We start from the raw sequence: 22,040 nt of genomic DNA on the forward strand, positions 1-22,040 counted from the left end.
GTGTCTTTCGACACCGGCTTTTCTGTGTGTGACGTCTCTCTTGCTGCCCTCCACAGGCGGCGGGCCGACGTTCAGCCGTGCTCTTCCTGATTGCCCAGCGGCGATTTCACCAGCCGCAGATAGGAGCGCTCGCCGCGCAGCGGGGCGCCTTGCGGGGCGCGCTTGCCGATATGGGCGACCGCGACGGGTGGCTTTTCGTTGACAAGACGGCGGGCGGCGATCTGGGCGGCCGGCGCGCGTTTGGGCATGCGTTCGGGGTCGAGGCGGCGCAGGCGGTCGATCCATTGCCGCGCCAGCAGGCGGTCGCCGACCCAGGACTGGCGGTCGACCGGTACGGCCGCACCGAGGACGCGCGTCAGCGAACCGTCTTCATGCAGCAGCGGCAGCAGCACCATCTCGAAGGTCGCTTCGCGCCCGTCGGTGGTCGCGGCGGTATATTCGACGACCGCGACGCCGGCATTGGCGGTCACGTCCTCGAGCGCGTCCTTGATGGTCTCGGCGCAATCGTCGCCCCACATCGAAATCATGTTGTGGCCGCGAAACTCCATCCCGTAGACGTTGCACAGGCCGGTGCCGGCCAGGCGGAAACGGTAGGTGTCTCGGTCCTTGCGTTCGAGGATGAAGACATAGGGCAGGACGGCGCGCATGTCGCCGGGTTCGATCTCGCTGCGCCGCGGTGCCGGGCGGCCGGCGCGGATCGCGTTCCAGTAGTCGAACAGCGCTTGTGTGGTCTTGTGCTTCATCGCCCTCATCCCTCGCCTCGGCGTTGTCTCCGCCCGGCGGGGGATACCCCCTGATGCCCGGCCGGATACTAGCTCATTCGAAACGGGTCGTCCCGTTTCAGGTCTCGCCGTCTCGATCCGGTCCCTTGCGGCCGTTCCGTACCGATCCGGTACGGGATGACGGGCCATGCGGGGCGGACAGGCGAGAGGGAGCAGAAACCGTGCCAGACGTTAATGCCCGGCCGCCGCCGCCAGGTGCAGCGCCGCCGATGGCCAGATTATTCTTTTTAAAACAATGGGATAGGAGAAAGATGCCGACGTCTTGCGGTGCCTCATTGGTTAATGTGGCGCCCGTTCTGTGCCGGATCCGGAAGGCCGGGCGCTTGCAACGGGGCGAGGGGCGGGCTGTGCGGCGGCCTTGGGACGTCCGGCACGGCTTCTGCATTGTACTGAGCGAGTACGGGTTTGAGACGCAGGCCAACGAGCCCCCCGAGGGCCGGGAGTGTCAGAATGAAGAAGCAGATGAAGTTTACCCTTTCCAGCCGCGGGCTGGGCGCGAGCGGCCTGGCGCTGGCCGCCGCCCTGTTCTACGCCTCGATGGGCGCGGCGCCCGCCTTGTCCGGCAGCTGCGACAGCGGTTGCGGCGGCTACACGCCGCCCAAGCCTGATTACGGGTCGATCTACAACAAGAACTACAACAAGAATTACAATCAGAACTACAACAAGAATTACAACAAGAACTACAACCAGAACACCAACACCAATACGAACACCAACACCAACACCAATACGAATACCAACACCAACAACGTCAATGTCGAGGTTCACGTCAATGCCTCGGCACAGGCCAGCGCCACGGCGACGGCGATCGCCAATGCCAATGCAGCGTCCGACAGCGCCTCGCAGTCGATGGACCGCGGCAGCGCGGTGGCGATCGGCAATGGCAGCGGCGGCGGCTTCGGCGGTGGCGGTGGCGGCTACTTCGTGGCCGCGGCACCGGCGGCACCGATGGGTGCGCTCAATGTCATCGTGCGCGAGAAGCATGTGACAAAGCCGGTCAAGGCGATCTGCGTCAGCGCCAAGGGGCTTGAAGAAGCCGCGCGCATGAGCTCGGCCGCTACCGAAGTGACGCCCGGCCAGGATGTCGAACTCTTCCATTGCGTCGCCGGCGACATGCTGGTGGCCACGATCGGCCGCATGGCCGGCGCCGACGGCAAGACGCCCGACTATCTCGGCGGCTATGTCATCGAATGCCGTCCGGGCGAGGCGCTGCGTCACGGTTCCAACGGCATGCTGGCCTGCGTGCCGCAGCAGAAGCCGTCGATGAGCCGCATCCCGCAGGCGACCCGCATGGCCTATGCCGAAGTGCTGATCCGCAAGAGCAGCCGCCACGAGCAGGTCTCGTCCAGCGATGCCGGCGGTGGCTTCTTCACCGGCGGAGTCGGCTACTGACCTTTCCGGTCATTTGATCCGTATCCTGAACGGGGAGGGCGCGAGTCCTCCCCGTTTTGTCTGCACTCGCCGTTTCACCTGCGACACTTGCGCATCGTGCCTGCGGCATCGGCGTATATTGACGTATTGACGGCACGGGCATCATATCGATGACAGCAGTTGAATTTTGCACGGTGCATCGAAGATGCGGGCGGGGCGGGGCATATTACTTCTGGTTCTGACGGCGGGGCTTGCGGGCAGCGCTCTGGCGCAGCATCACGGGCCGATACCGGCGCCGCCGGTTCCGAAGCAGCCGACCGCGCCGGTTCAGCAGCAACTGCAACAGAAACAGATCGAGCGGAGCCGGCCGGACGGATTTGCGCGTCCGACGGTGGCGTCGCCTGAAGCAAGACAGGAGCGGGCCGGCAGAGGCATGCCGCCGCTCTGGCCGGCGGGCTATCACGAGCGGGGCACGGCGGTGCATGCGCTCAATGAGTTGATGAAGCAGCAGACCGGCGACACCAAGCCCACCTATCTGTCCGTGACCGCGACCAATGGCGCTTTCCTCGCCACCAAAAAATATACCGGTGCGCTGGGCGATAAATGGGAAGTCACCTACTGGGTCTCACCCGGAGATCTCGGGATCGACTATCCGCAGAATGCGGATGGATGGTCGGCAGAGTGGGACAACTCCAGCGGCAAGCTGGGCTGGCCTTATGACGACGCCGGTCGAGGGGTGGGAACGCTCGACCTGACGGTCGAACAGCCGCAGCCGCCGGCGCCAGAGCCCGTACGCGAGCCGGTACGCAAGCCAGTGCGCCAGCAGGAAGACTATTCGCATCTTCCGCCGGAAGAGATTCCCCTCAACCTGCGCGAGCATCTCGGTCTTGAATTGCCGGCCCACGATCCGGCCGCAGTCGATTACTCGAAGGGGCTTGCCATGCGCGACGAGGAGCGTGCGGCGGCAACGCGAAATCTTGCGCATGGGATTGCCAATATCGGCCTTGAGGCCGGCATCTTCATCGGGTCGACCGCGTTTCCGGTGGCCGGGGCGATCCTGGGCGGCAGCCGCGGCTTCTTCAACGCCTATATTGCGGCTCTTGAAAGCGGTGCTACCGAAACCGAGGCCATGTTGCGCGGGTTCGGGGCGGCGGGCGTCAATGTTTCGATCAATCTGACCGGCGGCAAGCTGGCGGAGGCACTGAAAAGTAATCCGCTTCTGGCGCAGTCGCTCGGTCAGATGACGCAGCGCGTCAAGGTGCTGGTCGCCATGAACATCGATGCGGCATCGAACCTGATCGGCAATTTTGCCGAAAGCGGGCTTTATGCGCTGGGGGAGATCGCTGGCGAACCGCGTCCCGACGCGTGGCGGTACGAACAGCCGTTCCCGCCCGGCCAGCAATATCAGCTCGAAAGGTGAGACCGGGCATGGCCATGAACAGATCCGTTTTCCTGCCCTTCGTTTCGCTGCTGACCGTCCTTGTGGCGCTGGCCGGCGGCGCGCTGGCGCAGACTGCGAGCCCGTCCGCCGTCGATTATGGTCGATTTCAGTCCGACGCCGTGGTCGACGAAGCGACGCTGCCGGAAGACGTTCGTGTCGCGATCCGCACGGCGGCCCTGCTCGCCAGGGGCGTGCGTGACGAGCGCGCCTTGCGGCCGGTCACGTTCGAACGCGGCGTCATGGCCTCGCTGGCGAAGCCGACGACAACCCTGCCGGACTTCAGTGCCGATCGTTTCGGCCTGTCGGCAATTCTGGAGCCGGCGGGTGGCAAGCAGGGGCGCAAGCTTGTCGGGACGCTCCGTTTCGTCGAGGAGGCCGGGCGGGCGGCACTGGAAGGCTTCACGATCGACTACGGGTTCACGGCCGATGCGATGACAATACGCCGGATGTCGCTCTACACGGTCATGCCGGAAAGCCCGCGCTGGATGCTCTACCTCGTGCCGAAAGCGCGCGCTTCGATGGCGGACTGGCAGACGTTCCAGACCTGGGGCGAGGCGATGGCGGCCATGAGCGAACTTGCGGTGGCGCCGGACGAGGTCCGCGGTGCCGACTGCTGGGTCGTTCTGTTCGCGCTCGACCGCCTGCCGCCGAACGGTCAGGCGCAGGCGATGTTTGATGGGCGCACCCTCACAATCACGTCGCGTGATTTTGCCGGCTGGCCGGTGCTCTTTGCCGAGGCGCGACCGCCGGCAAAAGGGCAATCGGTGTTGAAGATTCGTTACGGTCCGCGGCCGCCGGCCTCGGGGGCAAGTGCAGAGCGGGAGTTTCGTTTCTAGGGTATCGTCAGGACCGGGTCGCACGCATTGCGTGTCCGGGTATGGCCGAACGGGTCAATATCGCTTTTAGGGAGCTGGGAGTGGCTGAAATGTTGAAGAGGATCTTGAAGGTTGGCGCCGGCGCGGTGTCGGTGTCTCTGTTGGCCGGGACGGCTGCGTTCGCGGCGCCGCCGCCGCATCATGGTGTCGACGAGTTCACGCCGACACAGGATGCGGTCGGGTCGAAGCTGCAGGACGTACAGCAGCAGCAGCGCGATCAGACCCTGCGGTCCTTCTTCGACCGCCTGAATCTCCGGCGCAGCGGGCGCGGCGCCATGAATACCGCCGATATCGGCACGACCGGTCTTTCCGCCGGCGATGCAGCGCTGACCGAAGCGCTCAGCGCCTGGCTTTCGGTCAACTACAACAATGCCGAAAACGATTTCCCGGGCATCGCCTATGATGCCGATACCTATGGCGTTTCTGTCGGTCTCGACTACAAGGTCAGCGACACGGTGAATGTCGGTGCCTTCCTGTCCTATTCGAATATCGACACCGAAACGCCGTTCAACGGCGGCGGATCGGACACCGATTCCTTCTCGGTCGGGCCCTATGTCTCGGTCGCGCTGAGCGATATTTTCTCGGTGGATGCGACGGTTGGCTACACCTTCAGCCAGATTGACAATCGCCGTCTGGTTCTGGGTGTCCCCGTCACGGGCGAGCAGGATGCCTCGACCTGGTTCGGTGCGGTCAATCTCTCGGCGACCAAATGGCTGGACAACAATGTCGGTCTGACCGGCCGCGTCGGCTACAGCTATTCGCACAGCGAGAACGATGCCTATATCGACAGCACGGCAACGCCGGTTGCCAAGACCGAATCCGATCTCGGCCAGTTACAGGTGGCGGGTCGCGTCAGCTACTATACCGACGGCATGCTGCCCTATATCGGCCTGACCTATGTGCATGACGTCGAGCGCGAGCGCATCATCGCGGCGCCGCTGCCCTCCGACGACCGCGACGAGTTCATCGCCAATGCCGGCGTGAGCTTCTTCGGCGAGGGGCCGATCTCGGGCGGTATCGACGTCAGCTACAATTTCGGCCGCGACGACACCGACGGCCTGGGCGTCGGCGCCAATATCAGCTTCACGTTCTGATTGGCGGCAATCTGGAGCGGGGCGGGGAGGACGGAAGTCCTCCCCGTTTCCGTTCGGACGATCGGGTGGCGTGCGGCGCTCAGTCCCGCAAGGCCTTGTAGAACACCGTCGTCGGACAAGGCGTGCCGTCCGGCATCAGGGCGTAGTCCGGGATCTCGCCGACGCGTTGCCAGCCGCCGCGCACATAGAGGCGGTCGGCATCGCTCCCCGTCACCGTGTCGAGCACCAGCAATTTCTTTTGCGCCTTGCGGGCTTCGGCCTCGGCGGCTGCCAGCAGCGCATCGCCAAGGCCCCGCCGCCGCGCGCGGCGATGCACCAGCATCTTGGCGACATCGGCGCGATGCGGCTGGTTTTCGGGGCCGGCCCAGATCACCTGGACCGTGCCGGCGATCCCGTCATCGGCCTCGGCGACGAGCACCGCGCGTTCGCCGCGCGCCGTGCTTGCCGCCACGTCGCGCCAGAAGGCGTCGGCCTTGTCGCGCGTCATCGGCCACATGAAGCTCACCGAAGCGCCGCCTTCCACGCAGTCGATCAGCACGTCGGAGAGGCCCGCGATTTCGCGCGGGCCGATCCTGTCGAGACGTCTGATGCGGATGCCTTCGGTCATGCTCCCCTCCAGCCGGCGCGGGTCCGCGGCGGCGACGATCATATGGCGCGGCAACGGAAAAGCGAACGGGGAGAGGCTGTGCACCTCTCCCCTTGTTGTTATGCGGACACTTTTTCCTGCATCCCTTCCAGCGCGTCGCCGACGGCCGCACGCCAGTCTTGCGGCGTCACCTCGTTGACCGGGTGTTTGCCGTCCGGCGCGGCACTCGAAATCACGACGTCGGGCGTCAGCGTCCGCAGCAGTTCAAGGCTCGATCTCAGTTTCGCGGCGTCGCTGAAGGGCAGAAGCCCCGCCTGCCAGCGGCCATTGCTGTCCATGAAGAGCGTGTCGCCGGTGAAGAGATAGGTCTTGCCGTGCGGTGAGCGCACCAGATAGCAGGTGCTGCCCCGCGTGTGGCCGGGGGTCGGGATGATCTCGATATTGCCGAGATGAGTCTCGCGCGCGTCGAAGGTGCGATCCGGCGCGACGGCCTTGCCGACTTCCTGCTTCTCCGCGCCGTGACTGACGAGTTCGGAGCCGAACTTCTCCTTGATTTCGGCGAGTGCCGGGCCGACTTCGTCCTGGTGGCTCAGATACTGACGGCGAAGGCCGCCCAGTTCCGCGATGCGCCGATGCTCGGCGGTATGGCCGGAACTGTAGAACAGCACATTGCCGTCCTCGCGTGTCAGCAGGAAAGCATGGGTGACCAGCGATGGCGCCTCCGCGACGGGCTGTTCCGGCGCCGTCTGCCACAAGTCGGGATAGATCTGTTTCATTGCGTGCTCCTTTTTACGCATCGAACGAGGGAGCCTGTGTTATAAAACCTCAACTAAACTTGAGGTAAAGGATAAATCGGCATGGCGCGAGCGGCGAAAAAGGAACCCGGTCAATTGCTCAGCGTCGGCGAAGTGGCGGCACGCGCGGGTGTCGCCGTGTCGACGCTGCATTTCTATGAGAGCAAGGGGCTGATCGAGAGCCTGCGCTCCGCCGGCAATCAGCGGCGCTATGCGCGCGGCGTGTTGCGCCATGTCGCCGTCATCAAGGCGGCACAGCGTCTCGGTATTCCGCTCGCCCAGATTGCCGAGGCGTTGCGGTCGCTGCCGGAAGGGCGGACGCCGACCGCCGCCGACTGGAAAAGACTGTCGGCAAGCTGGAAGGCCGAACTCGACGAGCGCATCGCGGGTCTGGTCGCGCTGCGCGATCATCTGGATGGCTGTATTGGCTGCGGCTGCCTTTCGGTCGCCGCCTGTCCGCTGCGCAATCCGGACGACGTCCTGTCGAAACAGGGGCCGGGCGCGCATCTGCTGCGCCGGGACTAAGGCTCTGTCTGCGCTGGGCGCGGGGGTAGCTCTCGCCTGTCCCGGATGCTCGCCCGAAGACGGGAAGCGTGAAGCCGCGGGAATCGGCACAGACGAGAGCCATGCGAACGGTGGAGGGAACCGTTCGCCGTTTTGCCGTTGCTTACTCGACGCGTTCCCAGGTCTGGGTGCGGCTCATCATGCCGCGCGATCCCTTGACGTCGAGCTTCTGTCCGCCGTCCGCCAGGGCGATGCTGGCCTTGGCGGTGCCACCGGTTGCCGGCCGGAGGATCGTGCCGCCGCCCCAGCCGCCGCTTTCGGGCTTGAGGTCCCACAGGATCACCATGCCGACAAGCGGCTGATTCTTCCGTGTACCCTCGCATTTCGCACAGTTCGTTTCGGTGGCGCCGGCCAGCAGTTCGACGACCGTGCCTTCGAGCGTGCCGCCCGTTTCGGCGATCTCGACGATCGTGTTGGGGGCGCCGGTGTCGGGATGGAAGGTACGCCACTTGCCGATGGGCGATGAGGTGTCGGCGGCCGCCGGCAGGGCCAGTGCCGCGGTCAGCAGCAGGGCGGTGCCGAAGCTTCGCATTGTCATGGTCATGTCTGTCTCCCGGTTGTCGGTCGCGTCACTCGATACGGTCCCAGGTCTGCGCCACGCGGAGCGGTCCGCGGCCGCTGATGATCTTGAGCGCCTTGCCGCCATTTTCGAGTTCGATCCGGGCGCCGTTGATCATGCCGGTGGCCGGGCGGAGAATGACGGCGTTCCAGCCGCCGCTGACCGGCGTGACGTCCCAGAGAATCACCATGCCGGCCAGCGGCTGGTTCTTGCGCTCGCCGACGCAGTTCCAGCAGACCGCATCGGCCGGTCCGTCCGCAAGTTCGGCGATCCGGCCTTCGAGTTCACCGTTCTTGTCGGCGATCTCGATGATCATGTGTGCGGCGCCGGTCTGTGGGTGGAGCATCCGCCACGTTCCGACGGGCGAATGGCTGTCGGCGGCTGCCGCCGGGACGGTCAGCGTCGCTGTGAGCAGCAGCGCGGCTGCGGTCGATCGAAATGCCATGTTCCGTACTCCGGTCATATAGTGACATTACGAGTGCCAATATATGCGCATCCGGCGAGTTTGCCAAGCCCTCACCGGCCGGTAGCGGACAGGTCAGTCCTGCTGTCTTGAAACGGGGACAAGTCGGCGGTGAAGCGGGAATAAATGGTACTTGTCCCCGCCCGGACCCCCGGGGACAAGTTGATTTGTGACAGTTTTTTGACAGTTCCGTGACAGAGGGGGGGTCTGCTGTCGATTCCGCTGTCGTTTCGGACAAAAAAAGGGGGAGGGCCAAGCCCTCCCCGAGTGATCTTCCGTGGGCGGAACGAAACCGTTTCGTGCCGCATCGGTTTGGCGGACAAGCTCCGCGCGGGCTCTCATCGTCTGACCGGAGGCCGACCAGGTGCAGACGGGATGAGGGGGGAAGCCGATGACACCGCGCTCGATTTTCGTTTCGGTGTCATCGGCAATCGGGGTTGAGACTTCAGTTCAGGCCGCCGCGCAGGCTGCCGCTTTCGAAGACCGGTTCGCTGTAATAGGCATACGGATCATTGTCGACGCTGGCAGCGCGGGCCGGGCGGGCCGCCGCGGCAGGTGCTTCGGCAACGCGCTGGCGGCTGGCGGCCGGCTGCACGGCTTGCGGATTGGCCTGGCGGTAGTCGATCTGGCCCATCGGATCCTTGTTGCCGGGGAAGCGCACGCAGTCGCTCGGATTGGCGCCGTAAAGCGGCACCAGCAGCTTCAGCACGGCGCGTTCGATGACCGAGCGCACGGCGAGCTGGATCGGCTCCTGGCCACCGCTGCCCGCGCCGATCGAGAACAGGTTGCCGCCGAAGAAGTCGAACACACCGGCGCGGATCTCGCGGCCGACGATCTGCTTCTGGTAGGAAACATAGTCGACGACTTCGAGCGTGCGGCTGTTCACCAGGCGCAGGTCGAGACCGATATTCATCACGAAGGCCGAGGCCGATGCATTGGCCGCCGCGCCCATGTCGCCGCCTTCGGCGAAGCCGGCATTGATGCCGCCCGAATGGATGTTGAAGTTGAGTTCGGTAATGCCGCCGACGAGGTAATAGTCGCTGCCGCGGATCTCGCCCGCATAGATCTTGCGGTAATCGTCTTCCGGGCCGCCGTCGCCGATCAACTTGTTGTTGGTGTATTTCAGTTCGAGCTCGGTGATCGCCGTGTCGTAGCGCTCGACCAGCGGCACGCCGGCCTTGCCGAGTGCCGACATCGCCATCAGCGAGGCGCCCTGCGTGATCTTCATGCCGGTGCCGTCGGCTTCCTGCTTGCCGGTGTAGTCGCGAATGTTGCCGACCGCGATGCGCGTCGCTGCGGCCGTGCCCGGAACATGGCCGGCCAGGCAACGCAGTGCGTTCGAATAGGGCGTTTCATTGGTGATGACCGGCGCGTTTCCGATCGGCGTCGCATAGCGGCCATCCGATCCGGCGTTTGCGCTGACGCAGCCGGTGAGGGCGAATGCCATGGCAAGGGCGCCCAACGTCCGCTTGGGCAGTCCCTTGTTCGTCGCGATCGACAGAGCCGTTGAAAACACTTTGGCCTCCTGATGGTCATCGGTCGTCCGGTTGGCGCTGGCGATCATTGTTTTTTGATTCTGCCGGCGCGCCGCCGACCGTTCGGTTGCCAAGGGGATTGCAACCGGTGTGCCAGCCGTTACGTTTCATTAAGACTTGCGAAAGAGTCGCGGTTTTCGGGCATTTTCGGCGCCCGGCCAGTTAATATCTCGCGGTTGGGCAATCATGTTGCCGCGGCCGGTCGGGTTTGCGTCCCGCCTGGAGACGTAAACAAGGCGTTAACGCCGTGCAGCATTGATACAATCGCCGCCCGTTCGAATGAATGCCGGTTGCGGGATCGCGTCATGCGGGTGAAACTCCGCGCGAATTTGTAAACCTTAACGACCAAGGAGCCGACGGTTTTGGCGACGCTCGAATTCTTCTTCGACTGCTCCAGCCCCTGGACCTATCTCGCCTTCAGCCGCATCGAGGCGCTGGCCGAGCGGACGGGAACGACGATCGACTGGCGGCCGATCCTGGTCGGCGGCGTCTTCAACGCGGTTAACGAAAGCGTCTACGAGGCGCGGGCCAATCCGCACCCGGTCAAGGGCCGCTATTACGTCAAGGACCTGGCCGACTGGGCGCGCTATTGCGGCATCGAGATCGGCCGCCCGCCGGTGTTCCCGGTCCGCTCGGTCGATGCAATGCGCGCTGCGATCGTGGCGCAGGACGCGGGCAAGCTGCCAGCTTTTGCCTGGGCGACTTTCCGCAGCTATTGGGGCGATCTCAAGGATATCAGCCAGCCGGATGTGCTGGCCGAAATCTGTGCCACGGTCGGGCTCGATTGGGAAACGGTCAGCAGCCGGATCAAGGAGAGCGACGTCAAGGACCGGTTGCGCGGCAATACCGAGGAACTGATCGCGCGTGGCGGTTTCGGATCGCCGACCATGTTCGTCAACAAGACCGACATGTATTTCGGCAATGACCGGTTGCCACTGGTCGAGGCGGCATTGACGCATGGCTGATCCGCGGATGGGCGAGGTTCAGCCCTTCAGGGAACCGCCGGCGTTCAATGCGCCGGGCGCCGTGCTGGCACTGCTGGCGGCCATTGTCGGCATTCATCTGCTGATCGAATGGCTGCCGTCCGAAGCACAGCGCGATGTGCTTTTTCTCTTTGCGCTGTTTCCTCTGCGCTATGCCGGCGGGGTGGAGGGCTTGCCGGGCGGGCTTGCCGCCGATTTCTTGACGCCCATCACCTATACATTTCTGCATGGGGGCTGGACACACCTGATCGTCAATTCGGTCTGGCTGCTCGCCTTCGGCGCGCCGATCGCCCGGCGTTTCGGCGCGGCGCGCTTCTTTGTCTTCTATTTCATCTGCGGTGCGGCCGGCGCGCTTCTTCATGTGGCGATCTATCCCGCCTCGCCGATACCGGTGGTCGGTGCGTCGGCTGCGATCTCGGGGTTGATGGGTGGCGCGGCCCGTTTCGTGTTTCTCGGTGACGGGCCGCTCGGCGCTCTCGGTGGGCAGGGGATCGGCGGCGCGCCGCGGCGCCGTGCCGGTATCCTCGCCTCGCTCACCGACAAGCGGACGCTGATCTTTGTCGGCGTCTGGATCGGCCTCAACTGGCTTTTCGGGGCGACGGCGCTCTCCGGCGCATTGGGCGTGACGGCACAAGTCGCCTGGGAAGCGCATCTCGGCGGCTTCCTGGCCGGTCTGCTGCTTTTCGGCCTGTTCGATCCGATCCGCTATTCGGCCTCGGGCGGTCCCGGCAATGTCGATTACGGCGAGTGGCTGGGCAAGGATCGCGAGGAATAGCGGCGGCAGTTGATTCTCGCGCTTCCGTAACCACATCAATAGCGTGGCCTTTGACGGGCGCAGATATTCAGGAGGAGACCCCCCATGAGCGACACATCAGCCCATTCGGAGCCGCATCCGGACACCTCGCAAGCCGATGGTGCGACGCCGGCATCCGGCCGCCGCGATTTGTGGATGCGGCTGCTTTATATGGTCGTGTTCTGGTTTCTCGGCAATGTCGCCTTCTCGGTCGCCATTTTTCTCGGCGCCGTGCAATTCGTCGTCATTCTTGTGACGGGTGAGAAGAACGAGGAGTTGCGCGCCTTCAGCCGCAATCTCGTGCAATATGTCTGGGAATGCCTTGCCTTCGTGATTTTCGCCCGCGAGGACAAGCCGTTTCCGCTCGGCAAGTTTCCGTCGGTCAGCGCCGACGGCTGAAGCCTTCGTATTTTGCCAGGCCCTTTGGCGTCAGCAGGCCGCGCAGGATGGCGCCGGCCGTGACGCCAAAGCGTCTTTCGGCGGCCTCGGCGCTCAGGTGAAAGCCCGCGAGTTCGAGGCTGCACAATCCGTGCACCGTCGCCCAGAGCGCGTCGGCGATGACAGCCGGATCGGCGTCGGCCGACATGCTGCCCTCCGCGATGCAGGCCTCGATCGCATCCAGCAGGTTCTGATATGACGGGTGGCGCGCGATGCTGCGTGCCGCCGGTTCGTTCGGCGCAGGTTCGTTGTGGCGCAGCGCGGCCGGAACCGGCAATGTCGCGCTGATCATCAGCGCATAGTAGGACGGGTTCTTCAGTGCGAAGTCGCGATAGGCACGCGAGAGATTGGCGAGCCAGAGGATCGGCTCGGGATCGCGGGGCACCGCCTGTTGTGCGGCCGCCAGGCGATCAAAGGCTTCCTCGAACAATGCCGTGATCAGACCTTCCTTGCCGCCAAAGGCCGTGTAGACCGCCATCGTCGAGGCGCCGACTTTCGTCGCCAGCTTGCGCAGCGAAATTGCATCCGGCCCGCCATGCATCAGCATCTCGCTCGCAGCGTCCAGCAGGGCGTCGCGTTGGGCGTTGCGGCGGTTTTCGGCGGAGCTCGATGTTGTTTCGGCGTTCATGCGTTTCTCTATCGGGCAGGCTTGACCTTCTGTCCAGCGCTAACTATAACACCACTATAACAGTGTTATAATTCTGGCATGCTGCCAGATCCGGGAGGAGCGCACAATGTCCAAGCCCTATCCGAACAATCCATTCCTGCAGGCCAATTTCGCGCCTGTGATGGCCGAGTGCGATGCGCCGGAGCTCGTCGTTCACGGCGAATTGCCGGCGACGCTTGCCGGTACGCTTTACCGCAACGGTCCCAATCCGATGTATCCGCCGAGCGGCCATCAGCATCACTGGTTTCTCGGTGAGGGCATGATCCACGCCGTTCATGTCGAGAACGGCAAGGCCAGCTATCGCAACCGCTGGGTGCGGACCGCGCAGTACGAGGCGCAACGCAAGGCGGGCGAGCGTCTGCTGTCCACTGCCTTTGGCGAGCCGCCACGGCCGGGCGGCGAACAGATCAAACACAATGTCGCCAACACCAATGTCGTCTGGCATGCCGGCAAGCTGCTGGCGCTGGACGAAGGCAGTTCACCTGTCGCGATGGATGGCGACACGCTGGAGACCAGCGGCCCATGGACCTTCGAAGGAAAATATCTGGGGCCGATGACGGCGCATCCGAAGTTCGATCCGAAAACCGGCGAGATGCTTTTCTTCGGCTACATGGCGGCGGGGCCGGGATCGCCCGACATTTCCTACCAGGTCGTCGATGCGTCCGGAAAGCTGACGCGCAGCGAGACCTTCAAGGCGCCCTATGCCAGCATGGTCCACGACTTCATCACGACCGACGAACATGTGATCTTTCCGATCTTTCCGGCGACGATCGATGTCGAGCGCATCATGAAGGGCGGGCCGGTGATCGCTTGGGATCCGGATGCCGGCACGCATATCGGCATCATGGCGCGCAATGCGGGCACCGATACAATCCGCTGGTTCAAGGGCGAGCCCTGTTATGTCTATCACCCGATGAACGCCTATACGACGCATGAAGGCGGGCGCACGCGCGTCGTTGCCGACATGATGAAGTACAGCCGCGTGCCGCTCTTCCCGAGCGCCGACGGCAAGAAGGCGCCGCCCAGCCTCAGCGACGAGCAAGGTCAGCTGGTGCGCTGGACGTTCGATCTCGACAGCAATTCGGACAGCTACAGCGAAGAAGCGCTAACGGATCTCGGCGGCGAGTTTCCGCGTCTCGACGAACGCTTCGCCGGACTCGGTTACCGGCACGGCTACTACGCGGCGACGAAACGTCCGCCCGAGCCGGGATCGTCGTTCGATACTTTCGTCCATATCGATCTGTCGAACGGCAAGCGGCGCGAATGGGAACCGGGTGCCGGCAAGTATGTGCATGAGCCGGTTTTCGTGCCGCGCAAGGAAGGCGCGGCAGAGGGCGACGGCTTCCTTGTGTCGCTGGTCTACGACACGGCGCGCAATCTCAGCGATTTCGTGGTGCTCGACACCGACGATCTTTCGAAGGGTCCGATCGCACGTGTCGAGATGCCGACGCGCGTGCCTTACGGCTTTCATGGCAACTGGCGGAATGCCAACTGAGGCGGTTTATCTCCGCTTTTGGCAGCGACTGTCATCGAACTGTCAAAAAAACTGTCACAAACTGGATCGGGGCGCTGACAGATGAGGTTTCGGAGGCGGGGATAAGTCGCACTTATCCCCGGCTTCGATATTGCGGCGCAAAAAATGCCCGCAAGTTATCCCCGGTCCAAAGACGGGTGCGGCATCCGAATCAGAAAACCGGTTCCTCGTAGACCGGCGCGCCGTCGATGCGCAGCTGCTTGATGGCGGGTGTGCCGTCCTTCCCGAGGGCGACATCGACGGTGAGCTTGCCGTCGTTGCGGATATTCTCGAGTTCGCGGCCTTCGCCTTCAGGAACGAAATAGCTCTCGATGCCGTAATCGACTCCGACCGTGCCGCAATTGGGGCAGGGGATGGAATCCCTTTCGGGAATGCCGGTGGGGCGGGTTTCACCGACGATGCTGTTGACCCGGCCGCGGATGACGAGGTGGCCCTCCTGCGGTTCGCGCGGCGCGCGCCAGATCGCGACCGCATCCCATGTTGCGCCATCCGGCGCGAGCTCGACGAAGATATCGTCGCCATATGCGAATTCATCGTCGCCGCCGAGTTCGGCGATGTGGAGACGCGAAATGTCGTAGTTGAGAATGACATAGTCGCCACGGAAGATGTCGCGCGGATCGACAGGCGCCGTCCTGAGCGTGACGACGTCTCCGGAGCGAAGCAGCGAGACGCGGTCCCAGACCATGGCGCCGAGAAAGAGCGACTGGCCGATCAGGAGGGCGATGACGGCGAGCGCGAAGCGGTTCATGCGGCCCCTCCTTCCGCCTGTCTTACAAGACGGCGGCGCATGCGCTCCATGATCAGGGCGCCGGCGATCAGCAGTACGCCTCCCAGCGCGAAGAAGAGCGCCGTGTCGAGCAGCGTGTTCAGGGTCTCGAAATAGAGGTAGAGGACTTCCGCGCCGAAGGCGACGAAGCCGAAATTGACCGCAAAGCGGGACTCGTGTGCCGTGCCGTAGGCAACAAGCCAGGCGGCGAGGGCGAGGAAGAGCGCCGCATAGACCCAGGGCACCAGCGCGGGCGCAGCGCTGTCGAGCGCGGGAAAGGCGAGCGAGGCTAGGGCGAGGGTGGCGATGCCGGCCGCGTGACGGAGCTCCAGCAGACCGCGTGCGACAGCGAGCGCCGCGAGGACGGCAACCAACCCGAGCATGGCAAGAAGCAGGGGTGCATAGAGGACGGCGTTTTCGCCGAGCACACGATCGGGGTTCAACTGCCAGGTCCAGAAGAGAACGAAGGCGATGACGATCGCATAGGCGCCGGCGGCGGTGGCGAAGCGCGGCGCGCGGCCCGCGAAGAAAAGGGCCGCAAGCCAAATGGCCAAGGCCTCGAGGAGATAGAACAGGATGAGCCACGCCGCGTCGACGCGAAAGCTCTCCGCGATGGCGGGCCCCCATATCGCCTGCCAGACGAAGCCGGCGATGAGCGCGAGATGGAAGCCCGGCAGCCATGACAGGCGAAGCGAAAGCGCAAAGGCTGCCGCCCATGGCAACCAGAAGGCCCAGTGAGGCGTCGTTTCTTCGAGACTGAGGGTGAAGCCCGTCCAGATCACCGCAAGGAGGATGCCGAGCGCCAGGGCCGGGCGGGAGGGGAGAAGCCAAGCGGCCGCGAGCGCGGCGATGCACCAGGCGAGCACGCCGCCCGGATCGTTGGTGACGATGTGATAGATCTGCGCGATCAGCATGATGCCGCCGCCGAACAGGCCGAGGCCGATCAGGACGGCGGCCTGCGCGAAGGCGGGATGGCCGCGCCGTTCAAGCGGGATTGCCGCGAGCCAGGCGACCCACATGCCGCCGAAGATCATGACGAGTTTGGCGAGCTTCGAAATCTCCGCCCAGTTGGCCGCGACGAAGCTCATCACCGCGAAACCGATCAGCACCGCGCCGAGGATGGCGAGGATGGCGGGCATGCGCCGGGCGGTGGGGCGCTCCTCCGCCGATTTCAGGATCGCTTCGGCATTGGCGGCCGTCACCCAGCCGCGCTCGATCCAGAGGTCGAGATCGCGCTTCAACCGGTTCAGATAGGCGCGTTGCCACATGGCGGGGAAGCCGGATTGCTGTTGCGGAGGGCCGAAGGAAGACTCGGAAAACGCACATTCTGTATGCGGGCAGTATCCGGGCGGCGGGCCGGCAAGTCAAAGCATCGGCCTTACGTCGCGGATTCCTTCCGTTTTTTCACATCGACTTGCCGGATGCGGCGGAATGTCGCATCATTCGGGCCGAGGCATTTGCCTGCGGTCGCGGCCTCGACGGCCGGACATGACAGGGAGGGTACGCCATGAATGTTGCTGCAATTCTCAAGGCCAAGGGCTCGGAGGTCGTGACGGTCGATCCGGCTACGACGCTGGGCGAGGTTACGACATTGCTCAGCGAGCGTCGCATTGGTGCCGTCGTGGTGCTGCAGGACCGCAAAGTCGTCGGCATCGTCTCGGAGCGCGATGTGGTCAAGACGATTGCGCGGATCGGCGCGTCGGCGCTGACGACGCCTGTCCGCGAGGCCATGACATCACGCATCATCACCTGCGGCCTCAACGATTCAATCGACGAGCTGATGGATTCGATGACCGCGGGACGTTTCCGTCATCTTCCGGTGATCGAGAATGGCGAACTGGCCGGGATCGTCTCGATCGGCGACGTGGTGAAGCACCGGATCGCCGAGACGGTGATGGAGACCGAAGCGCTGAAGCTCTACATCGCCAACGGCTGACGACGCTCCAAACACTCTCCTACCGCATCAGTTCGATCGTCTCATTGATTTGCGGAATCGCTTCTTCGGCTGCCTCTTCGCCGAGCCGGATCAGTTCGTCCGCATGGTCGAAGTCGAGCAGGCTCAGATGTCCGACTTTCGGTGCAATCATGACATCCGGCGGGTCGCCCGCCATGCGCATACGCGCCAGGCGGTCCTGCACGATGTTCAGCGAGGCGAGCATGACGCTCGCGATGCCGGGTTCGCGCCGCTTGCCGCCGATGACGCGGCGCATCAGTTCGCGCTCGGGCGAGCGCTTCCAGCGGAGATTGCCAAGGTGCTTGCGGATACGCTCGGCAACGGCGGGTGAAGCGGTGCCCTCCAGCATTTCTGTCTCCACCTCGGCTTCGGCCTCTTCTTCCTGCTCTTCCTCCATTCGCTCTTCCAGTTCACGAAAGATGTCGTCTTCGGGCATGATGGGTGCGGAAGTGCGGATGTAGCCGGGGAAGGCCGTTTCGTGCGCACGGCGGCGGGCGGCCGGATCGAAGGGATCGTTGTTCAGATTGACGGCGATGACGACACGAGCGCCGAGGGCGCGGGCGACCGAAACAGGCACCGGGTTCACGAGCGCACCGTCGATGAGCCAGCGGCCATCGACAGCGACGGGCGCGAAGACGCCGGGCAGCGCGTAGGAGGCCCGGATCGCCTGGATGAGGTTGCCGTGATGAAGCCAGAGTTCGTGACCGGTGGTGAGTTCGGTTGCGACGCTGACGAAGCGTCTTCCGAGATTCTCGATGTCGATGTCGGAAAGATGTTCCTGCATCAGTTCGGCGAGCTTGGCGTCACCGATGAGGCCGGAGGACCGGAAGCGGAAATCGAGAAGGGAGAGCATGCGCCGCCGGGTCAGCGAGCGCGCGAATTCTTCCAGCGGCGGGAGCTTGCCCGCCACGTGACAACCACCGACCAGCGCTCCGATGGACGTGCCGGAGATGATGTCGGCCTCGATGCCGGCGCGCGTCAGCGCGTTCAGGACGCCGATATGCGTCCATCCTCGCGCCACGCCGGCGCCCAGTGCGATGCCGATTTTCGGACGAGACATGCGAAGCTGCTTCATCAATTGCGACACTCAAGACAATGCAACAATGCCGCCCCGCTTGCCAGACGTCACGGCATCGGACGACACGGCGCCTTGTGTGGACGTCAAATGTGACGGAATTCGAGCGTCGCTCAGCCGTGACCGTGGGGGGAGAGCTTCGCAGCGCCAACAGGTTCGAGCTTGCCGGGCTCGCCTGCCGGCACGCGCCGGTAGAAACAGGAGCGGTAGCCGACATGGCAGCAGCCGCCATCGCCCGCGACGTCAACCTTCAGCCAGACCGTGTCCTGGTCGCAGTCGGTACGGAGTTCGACCACGGTCTGAATCTGGCCGGAGGTGTCACCCTTGTGCCAGAGCTCGCCCCGCGAACGGCTCCAGTACCAGGCCTCGCCGGTCTCGATGGTGCGGGCCAGCGCCTCGGCGTTCATCCATGCGACCATCAGAAGTTCGCCGGTCGTCGCGTCCGTCGTCACGGCGGTGATGAGGCCGTCGCGATCGAATTTCGGCGCGAAGGCCGTGCCTTCCTCGATTTCCTGGGCGGTGCCGCGCGGGGCGAAGGGGGATGTGCCTGTCATGACGTCGTTCCAGATTTCATTGGCCAGATTTCATCTGGCTGAATTGAAAAGGCCCCGCCATTCAGATGAAGGCGGGGCCTTTTGTCAAAGCACTTGGCTTGTAAGGCTCAATATCCGCGAATCATCTGCATGAAACGGGCTTCCATCCGCGGATCGTCGCGGAAGACGCCGGTGAACTGCGTGGTGATGGTGGCGACATCCGGCTTCTTGATGCCGCGCGTCGTCATGCATTGATGCTTCGCCTCGATCAGGATGGCGACGCCCTGGGGCTGCAGCGCGGCATTGATCGTGTCGGCGATCTGCGCGGTCATGGTTTCCTGCGTCTGCAGGCGGCGGGCGAAGATCTCGATGACACGGGCGAGCTTCGAAATGCCGACGACCTTCTTGGTCGGCACATAGGCGATATGCGCGCGGCCGAGGATGGCGACCATGTGATGCTCGCAATGCGACTCGATGTTGATGTCGCGCAGCATCACCATGTCGTTGTAACCCTCGACTTCCTCGAAGGTGCGGGTCAGTTCCTTGTAGGGGTCGACATTGTAGCCCTCGAAGAACTCTTCATAGGCTCGCACGACGCGGCCGGGCGTGTCGATCAGGCCTTCGCGATCGGGATTGTCGCCAGCCCAGGCGATAAGGGTGCGGACGGCCGCCTCGGCCTCCTCGCGGCTCGGCTTGGTGACCACTGCCAGGCGGTCGTCATCCGTCCGGGCGCGAAGCCCGTCAACTACAGCATTCATGTCCATTCGACCAATCTCGTTAGGGGTTTCCCGACCGTCTTCCCTCTACGCAGAGGGCGGGCTGCCGGTTCAAGTCACAGGCCGATTTCCTGAGGAAAGCTGCCTATTTTGCCCATCAAGCACGGGGTCTTATGCCATGCTGAAGTTGATGTGACATCGTCTCAACCATGCATATAGCCTTGCAGAAACGGCCTATCAAGGGTGGCCGAACACCGCAGCGGCGCAAAATGCAGGGGCCAGTGCCGGGTTATTGGTTAATTCTTAAAGGCTTGCCGGGCAGGATAGGGTCGCCTAATAAAGGCGACGAAACGCCGGGCAACCGGCATGCGATTCGCGGATTCCGGAGCTTTCAGGATCATGGTTCGCCTGACGACATGTTGTCGAACTTCGCCGACCACGGGTGGCACCACCACCCGTTGCGCGACCGGCTGCCCGGTCGCCTGAGGCCCGTCTTCGCGCGGGCCCGCCAAGCGAAGCCCCTGACGACGACATCAAGGCCCGATCCATGAACGCCCAACCCAACCGACACAAGCTTTCGCTCTACAACACGCTGACGCGCAAGAAGGAAGTCTTCGCGCCAGCCGATCCGAACCGCGTGACGATGTATGTCTGCGGTCCGACGGTCTACAATCACGCCCATATCGGCAATGCGCGGCCGGCCGTCGTGTTCGACGTGCTGGCGCGGCTTCTGCGGCGGCTCTACCCGCATCTCATCTATGCGCGCAACATCACCGATATCGAAGACAAGATCATCGCCGCCGCCAAGGCGCAGGGCGTCGAGATTTCGGTCGTGACCGAGAAATACGCGCAGATCTATCGCGACGACATGCGGGTGCTCGGCGTGCTGGCGCCCGACATCGAGCCAAAGGCGACGGAGAGCGTCGCCGAGATGATCTCGATGATGGAACGGCTGATCGAGGCGGGACACGCCTATGCGGCAGAGGGCCATGTCCTCTTCAATGTACCGAGTTTTGCCGACTATGGACGTCTGTCGGGACGCGAGCGCGACGACATGATCGCCGGGGCACGGGTCGAGGTGGCGCCCTACAAGAAGGATCCGGCCGATTTCGTGCTGTGGAAGCCTTCGACGCCCGATCAACCCGGCTGGGAGAGCCCCTGGGGCCGCGGGCGGCCGGGCTGGCACATCGAATGCTCGGCCATGATCGAAAAGCATCTGGGTCAGACGATCGACATTCACGGCGGCGGCATCGATCTGCAGTTCCCGCATCACGAGAACGAGCTGGCGCAATCGACCTGTGCGCATGGCGGCGCGGCGTTGGCGCGGGTCTGGCTGCATAACGGCTTCGTCAACATGGGCGCGGAGAAAATGTCGAAATCGCTCGGCAATGTGCTGCTGGTCCACGATCTCATCCAGCAAGCGCCCGGCGAGGCGATCCGGCTGGCCCTTCTGAACGGCCATTACCGCCAGCCGCTCGACTGGACCGATGAGGGGCTTGCCCAGGCCAAGCGCATGCTCGACCGGCTTTACGGCGCCTTGCGCGGTCTTGCCGATGTCAAGGCGGAGCCGACCAACGACGCGGCGCCGGACGAATTCATGGCGGCGCTGACCGACGATCTCAATACGCCCAAGGCGCTGGCGGTGCTGTTCGATCTGGCCAAGCAGGCCAATACGGCGACCGATCCGGGCACGCGGGCGCAACTCAAGGCGGCGCTGATCGGCGCCGGGCGGCTGATCGGGCTCCTCGAAATGACGCCCGAGGCCTGGTTTGCAGGGGCGGGGGCGGCTTCCCATATCGATGGGGAAGAGGTCGAGCGGCTGATCGCGGCGCGCAATGCCGCGCGCAAGGCCAAGGATTTCGCCGAAGCCGACCGGATTCGCGGCGCGCTTGCCGATATGGGCGTTGCCATCGAAGATGGTCCGCAAGGCACAAGCTGGAGAGTGGCGAGCTAGATGCTCAACGAGATCTACAACAAGCGCATTCTCGAACTCGCGGCGGATATTCCGTTCAGCGAGCGGCTCGACGCGCCCGACGCTTCGGCGACGGCGGTGTCGAAGCTTTGCGGTTCGAAGGTGACGGTGGACGTCAAGCTCGAGGGCGACAAGGTTGTCGCCTATGGCGCCGATGTGAAGGCCTGCGCGCTGGGACAGGCGTCGTCGTCGATCATGGCGCGGCATGTGATCGGCGCCAGTGCCGCCGAACTGCACGAAGTCGGCGCCGCGATGCGGGCGATGCTGAAAGAGGGCGCCGAGCCGCCGCGCGCGATTTGCGGCGGCAAGTGGAAGGACCTCGAAGTGCTGGAGCCGGTGCGCGATTACAAGGCGCGCCATGCCTCGACGTTGCTGGTATTCGATGCGGTGGAGGAGGCGGTCGAGACCGCGCTTGCCGCCCAACGGGGGAGTGGGACTGCCGCGCAGACCGGTACCGCCACTAGCACCGGCCCGGCCGCCTGAAACGCGCCGGGCCCGACCGCTCCCGCGCAACCCGCGCCCGGGCGGCTTTTCCCAAACGAATC

At 64.1% G+C, this 22,040-nt stretch carries 24 protein-coding genes; 12 read left to right on the forward strand and 12 right to left on the reverse strand.

Annotated elements, in window-relative coordinates:
* Positions 1-71 precede the first annotated feature (71 nt).
* On the reverse strand, positions 72-743 hold the full coding sequence (locus AAC071_RS12450; protein WP_339832956.1) for a PAS domain-containing protein: 672 nt from the start codon (positions 741-743) through the stop codon (positions 72-74).
* Between the two features lie 489 nt (positions 744-1,232).
* Here AAC071_RS12450 and AAC071_RS12455 point away from each other — a divergent pair, with 489 nt between their 5' ends.
* The 4 genes from AAC071_RS12455 (at position 1,233) to AAC071_RS12470 (ending at position 5,563) form a co-directional block, all read left to right on the forward strand.
* Positions 1,233-2,174: a hypothetical protein gene (locus AAC071_RS12455; protein ID WP_339832958.1), complete on the forward strand. Its 942-nt coding sequence runs from the start codon at positions 1,233-1,235 to the stop codon at positions 2,172-2,174.
* Between the two features lie 184 nt (positions 2,175-2,358).
* Positions 2,359-3,573, forward strand: a complete 1,215-nt coding sequence (locus tag AAC071_RS12460; protein ID WP_339832960.1) for a hypothetical protein — start codon at positions 2,359-2,361, stop codon at positions 3,571-3,573.
* Positions 3,574-3,587: 14 nt separating this feature from the next.
* Entirely contained in the window at positions 3,588-4,430 is an 843-nt protein-coding gene (locus tag AAC071_RS12465) for a hypothetical protein (protein ID WP_339832961.1), read from the forward strand.
* An 89-nt stretch (positions 4,431-4,519) separates the two neighbouring features.
* Entirely contained in the window at positions 4,520-5,563 is a 1,044-nt protein-coding gene (locus AAC071_RS12470) for an autotransporter outer membrane beta-barrel domain-containing protein (protein ID WP_339832963.1), read from the forward strand.
* A gap of 79 nt (positions 5,564-5,642) precedes the next feature.
* Here the strand turns inward: AAC071_RS12470 and AAC071_RS12475 are convergent, their stop codons facing one another.
* Both AAC071_RS12475 and AAC071_RS12480 read right to left on the reverse strand, forming a co-directional pair.
* Complete coding sequence (locus tag AAC071_RS12475) at positions 5,643-6,170, reverse strand: GNAT family N-acetyltransferase (protein ID WP_339832965.1); 528 nt, start codon at positions 6,168-6,170, stop codon at positions 5,643-5,645.
* A 98-nt stretch (positions 6,171-6,268) separates the two neighbouring features.
* Positions 6,269-6,925, reverse strand: coding sequence for an MBL fold metallo-hydrolase (locus AAC071_RS12480; RefSeq protein ID WP_339832967.1), 657 nt, complete (start codon positions 6,923-6,925; stop codon positions 6,269-6,271).
* Positions 6,926-7,006: 81 nt separating this feature from the next.
* On the opposite strand from AAC071_RS12480, the gene soxR reads away from it, so the two are divergent.
* Entirely contained in the window at positions 7,007-7,468 is a 462-nt protein-coding gene (gene soxR, locus AAC071_RS12485) for a redox-sensitive transcriptional activator SoxR (protein ID WP_339832969.1), read from the forward strand.
* 142 nt (positions 7,469-7,610) lie between these two features.
* Here the strand turns inward: soxR and AAC071_RS12490 are convergent, their stop codons facing one another.
* From AAC071_RS12490 to hfaB, 3 genes are all read right to left on the reverse strand, one after another.
* A complete protein-coding gene (locus tag AAC071_RS12490) occupies positions 7,611-8,051 on the reverse strand; it encodes a DUF2147 domain-containing protein (protein WP_339832971.1) in 441 nt (146 codons plus the stop codon).
* A 25-nt stretch (positions 8,052-8,076) separates the two neighbouring features.
* Complete coding sequence (locus AAC071_RS12495) at positions 8,077-8,511, reverse strand: DUF2147 domain-containing protein (protein WP_339832973.1); 435 nt, start codon at positions 8,509-8,511, stop codon at positions 8,077-8,079.
* A 463-nt stretch (positions 8,512-8,974) separates the two neighbouring features.
* Positions 8,975-10,045, reverse strand: a complete 1,071-nt coding sequence (gene hfaB / locus AAC071_RS12500; protein ID WP_339832975.1) for a holdfast anchoring protein HfaB — start codon at positions 10,043-10,045, stop codon at positions 8,975-8,977.
* A 381-nt stretch (positions 10,046-10,426) separates the two neighbouring features.
* Between hfaB and AAC071_RS12505 the strand changes: the two genes are divergently transcribed.
* From AAC071_RS12505 to AAC071_RS12515, 3 genes are all read left to right on the forward strand, one after another.
* Complete coding sequence (locus AAC071_RS12505) at positions 10,427-11,029, forward strand: 2-hydroxychromene-2-carboxylate isomerase (protein ID WP_339832976.1); 603 nt, start codon at positions 10,427-10,429, stop codon at positions 11,027-11,029.
* Positions 11,022-11,822, forward strand: a complete 801-nt coding sequence (locus AAC071_RS12510; RefSeq protein ID WP_339832977.1) for a rhomboid family intramembrane serine protease — start codon at positions 11,022-11,024, stop codon at positions 11,820-11,822. Before AAC071_RS12505 ends, AAC071_RS12510 begins: the two co-directional genes overlap by 8 nt.
* Positions 11,823-11,906: 84 nt before the next feature.
* A complete protein-coding gene (locus tag AAC071_RS12515; protein ID WP_339832978.1) occupies positions 11,907-12,239 on the forward strand; it encodes a DUF4389 domain-containing protein in 333 nt (110 codons plus the stop codon).
* Here the strand turns inward: AAC071_RS12515 and AAC071_RS12520 are convergent.
* A complete protein-coding gene (locus AAC071_RS12520; RefSeq protein ID WP_339832980.1) occupies positions 12,223-12,906 on the reverse strand; it encodes a TetR/AcrR family transcriptional regulator in 684 nt (227 codons plus the stop codon). The genes AAC071_RS12515 and AAC071_RS12520 overlap by 17 nt on opposite strands.
* A gap of 106 nt (positions 12,907-13,012) precedes the next feature.
* Here AAC071_RS12520 and AAC071_RS12525 point away from each other — a divergent pair, with 106 nt between their 5' ends.
* Positions 13,013-14,440 (forward strand): carotenoid oxygenase family protein, encoded by a 1,428-nt coding sequence (locus tag AAC071_RS12525; RefSeq protein ID WP_339832981.1) that lies wholly within the window; start codon positions 13,013-13,015, stop codon positions 14,438-14,440.
* 190 nt (positions 14,441-14,630) lie between these two features.
* Here the strand turns inward: AAC071_RS12525 and AAC071_RS12530 are convergent, their stop codons facing one another.
* Both AAC071_RS12530 and AAC071_RS12535 read right to left on the reverse strand, forming a co-directional pair.
* Entirely contained in the window at positions 14,631-15,227 is a 597-nt protein-coding gene (locus AAC071_RS12530) for a GDYXXLXY domain-containing protein (RefSeq protein ID WP_339832983.1), read from the reverse strand.
* A complete protein-coding gene (locus tag AAC071_RS12535) occupies positions 15,224-16,513 on the reverse strand; it encodes a DUF2157 domain-containing protein (RefSeq protein WP_339832985.1) in 1,290 nt (429 codons plus the stop codon). Before AAC071_RS12535 ends, AAC071_RS12530 begins: the two co-directional genes overlap by 4 nt.
* A 239-nt stretch (positions 16,514-16,752) precedes the next feature.
* Here AAC071_RS12535 and AAC071_RS12540 point away from each other — a divergent pair, with 239 nt between their 5' ends.
* Complete coding sequence (locus AAC071_RS12540; protein ID WP_339832987.1) at positions 16,753-17,181, forward strand: CBS domain-containing protein; 429 nt, start codon at positions 16,753-16,755, stop codon at positions 17,179-17,181.
* A gap of 19 nt (positions 17,182-17,200) precedes the next feature.
* On the opposite strand, the gene AAC071_RS12545 is transcribed toward AAC071_RS12540, so the two are convergent.
* From AAC071_RS12545 to folE, 3 genes are all read right to left on the reverse strand, one after another.
* Positions 17,201-18,259 (reverse strand): patatin-like phospholipase family protein, encoded by a 1,059-nt coding sequence (locus AAC071_RS12545; protein WP_339832989.1) that lies wholly within the window; start codon positions 18,257-18,259, stop codon positions 17,201-17,203.
* A gap of 128 nt (positions 18,260-18,387) precedes the next feature.
* Entirely contained in the window at positions 18,388-18,828 is a 441-nt protein-coding gene (hisI, locus tag AAC071_RS12550) for a phosphoribosyl-AMP cyclohydrolase (protein ID WP_339832991.1), read from the reverse strand.
* A gap of 107 nt (positions 18,829-18,935) precedes the next feature.
* Entirely contained in the window at positions 18,936-19,565 is a 630-nt protein-coding gene (gene folE / locus AAC071_RS12555) for a GTP cyclohydrolase I FolE (protein WP_339832993.1), read from the reverse strand.
* Positions 19,566-20,070: 505 nt separating this feature from the next.
* On the opposite strand from folE, the gene cysS reads away from it, so the two are divergent.
* Positions 20,071-21,477, forward strand: coding sequence for a cysteine--tRNA ligase (cysS, locus tag AAC071_RS12560; RefSeq protein ID WP_339832995.1), 1,407 nt, complete (start codon positions 20,071-20,073; stop codon positions 21,475-21,477).
* Positions 21,478-21,978 carry an iron-sulfur cluster assembly scaffold protein gene (locus AAC071_RS12565; protein ID WP_339832996.1) on the forward strand — a complete coding sequence of 167 codons (501 nt, stop codon included), beginning with the start codon at positions 21,478-21,480 and terminating at the stop codon, positions 21,976-21,978.
* Positions 21,979-22,040 lie beyond the last annotated feature (62 nt).

The organism is uncultured Parvibaculum sp., assembly GCF_963975745.1.
Lineage (GTDB): Bacteria > Pseudomonadota > Alphaproteobacteria > Parvibaculales > Parvibaculaceae > Parvibaculum.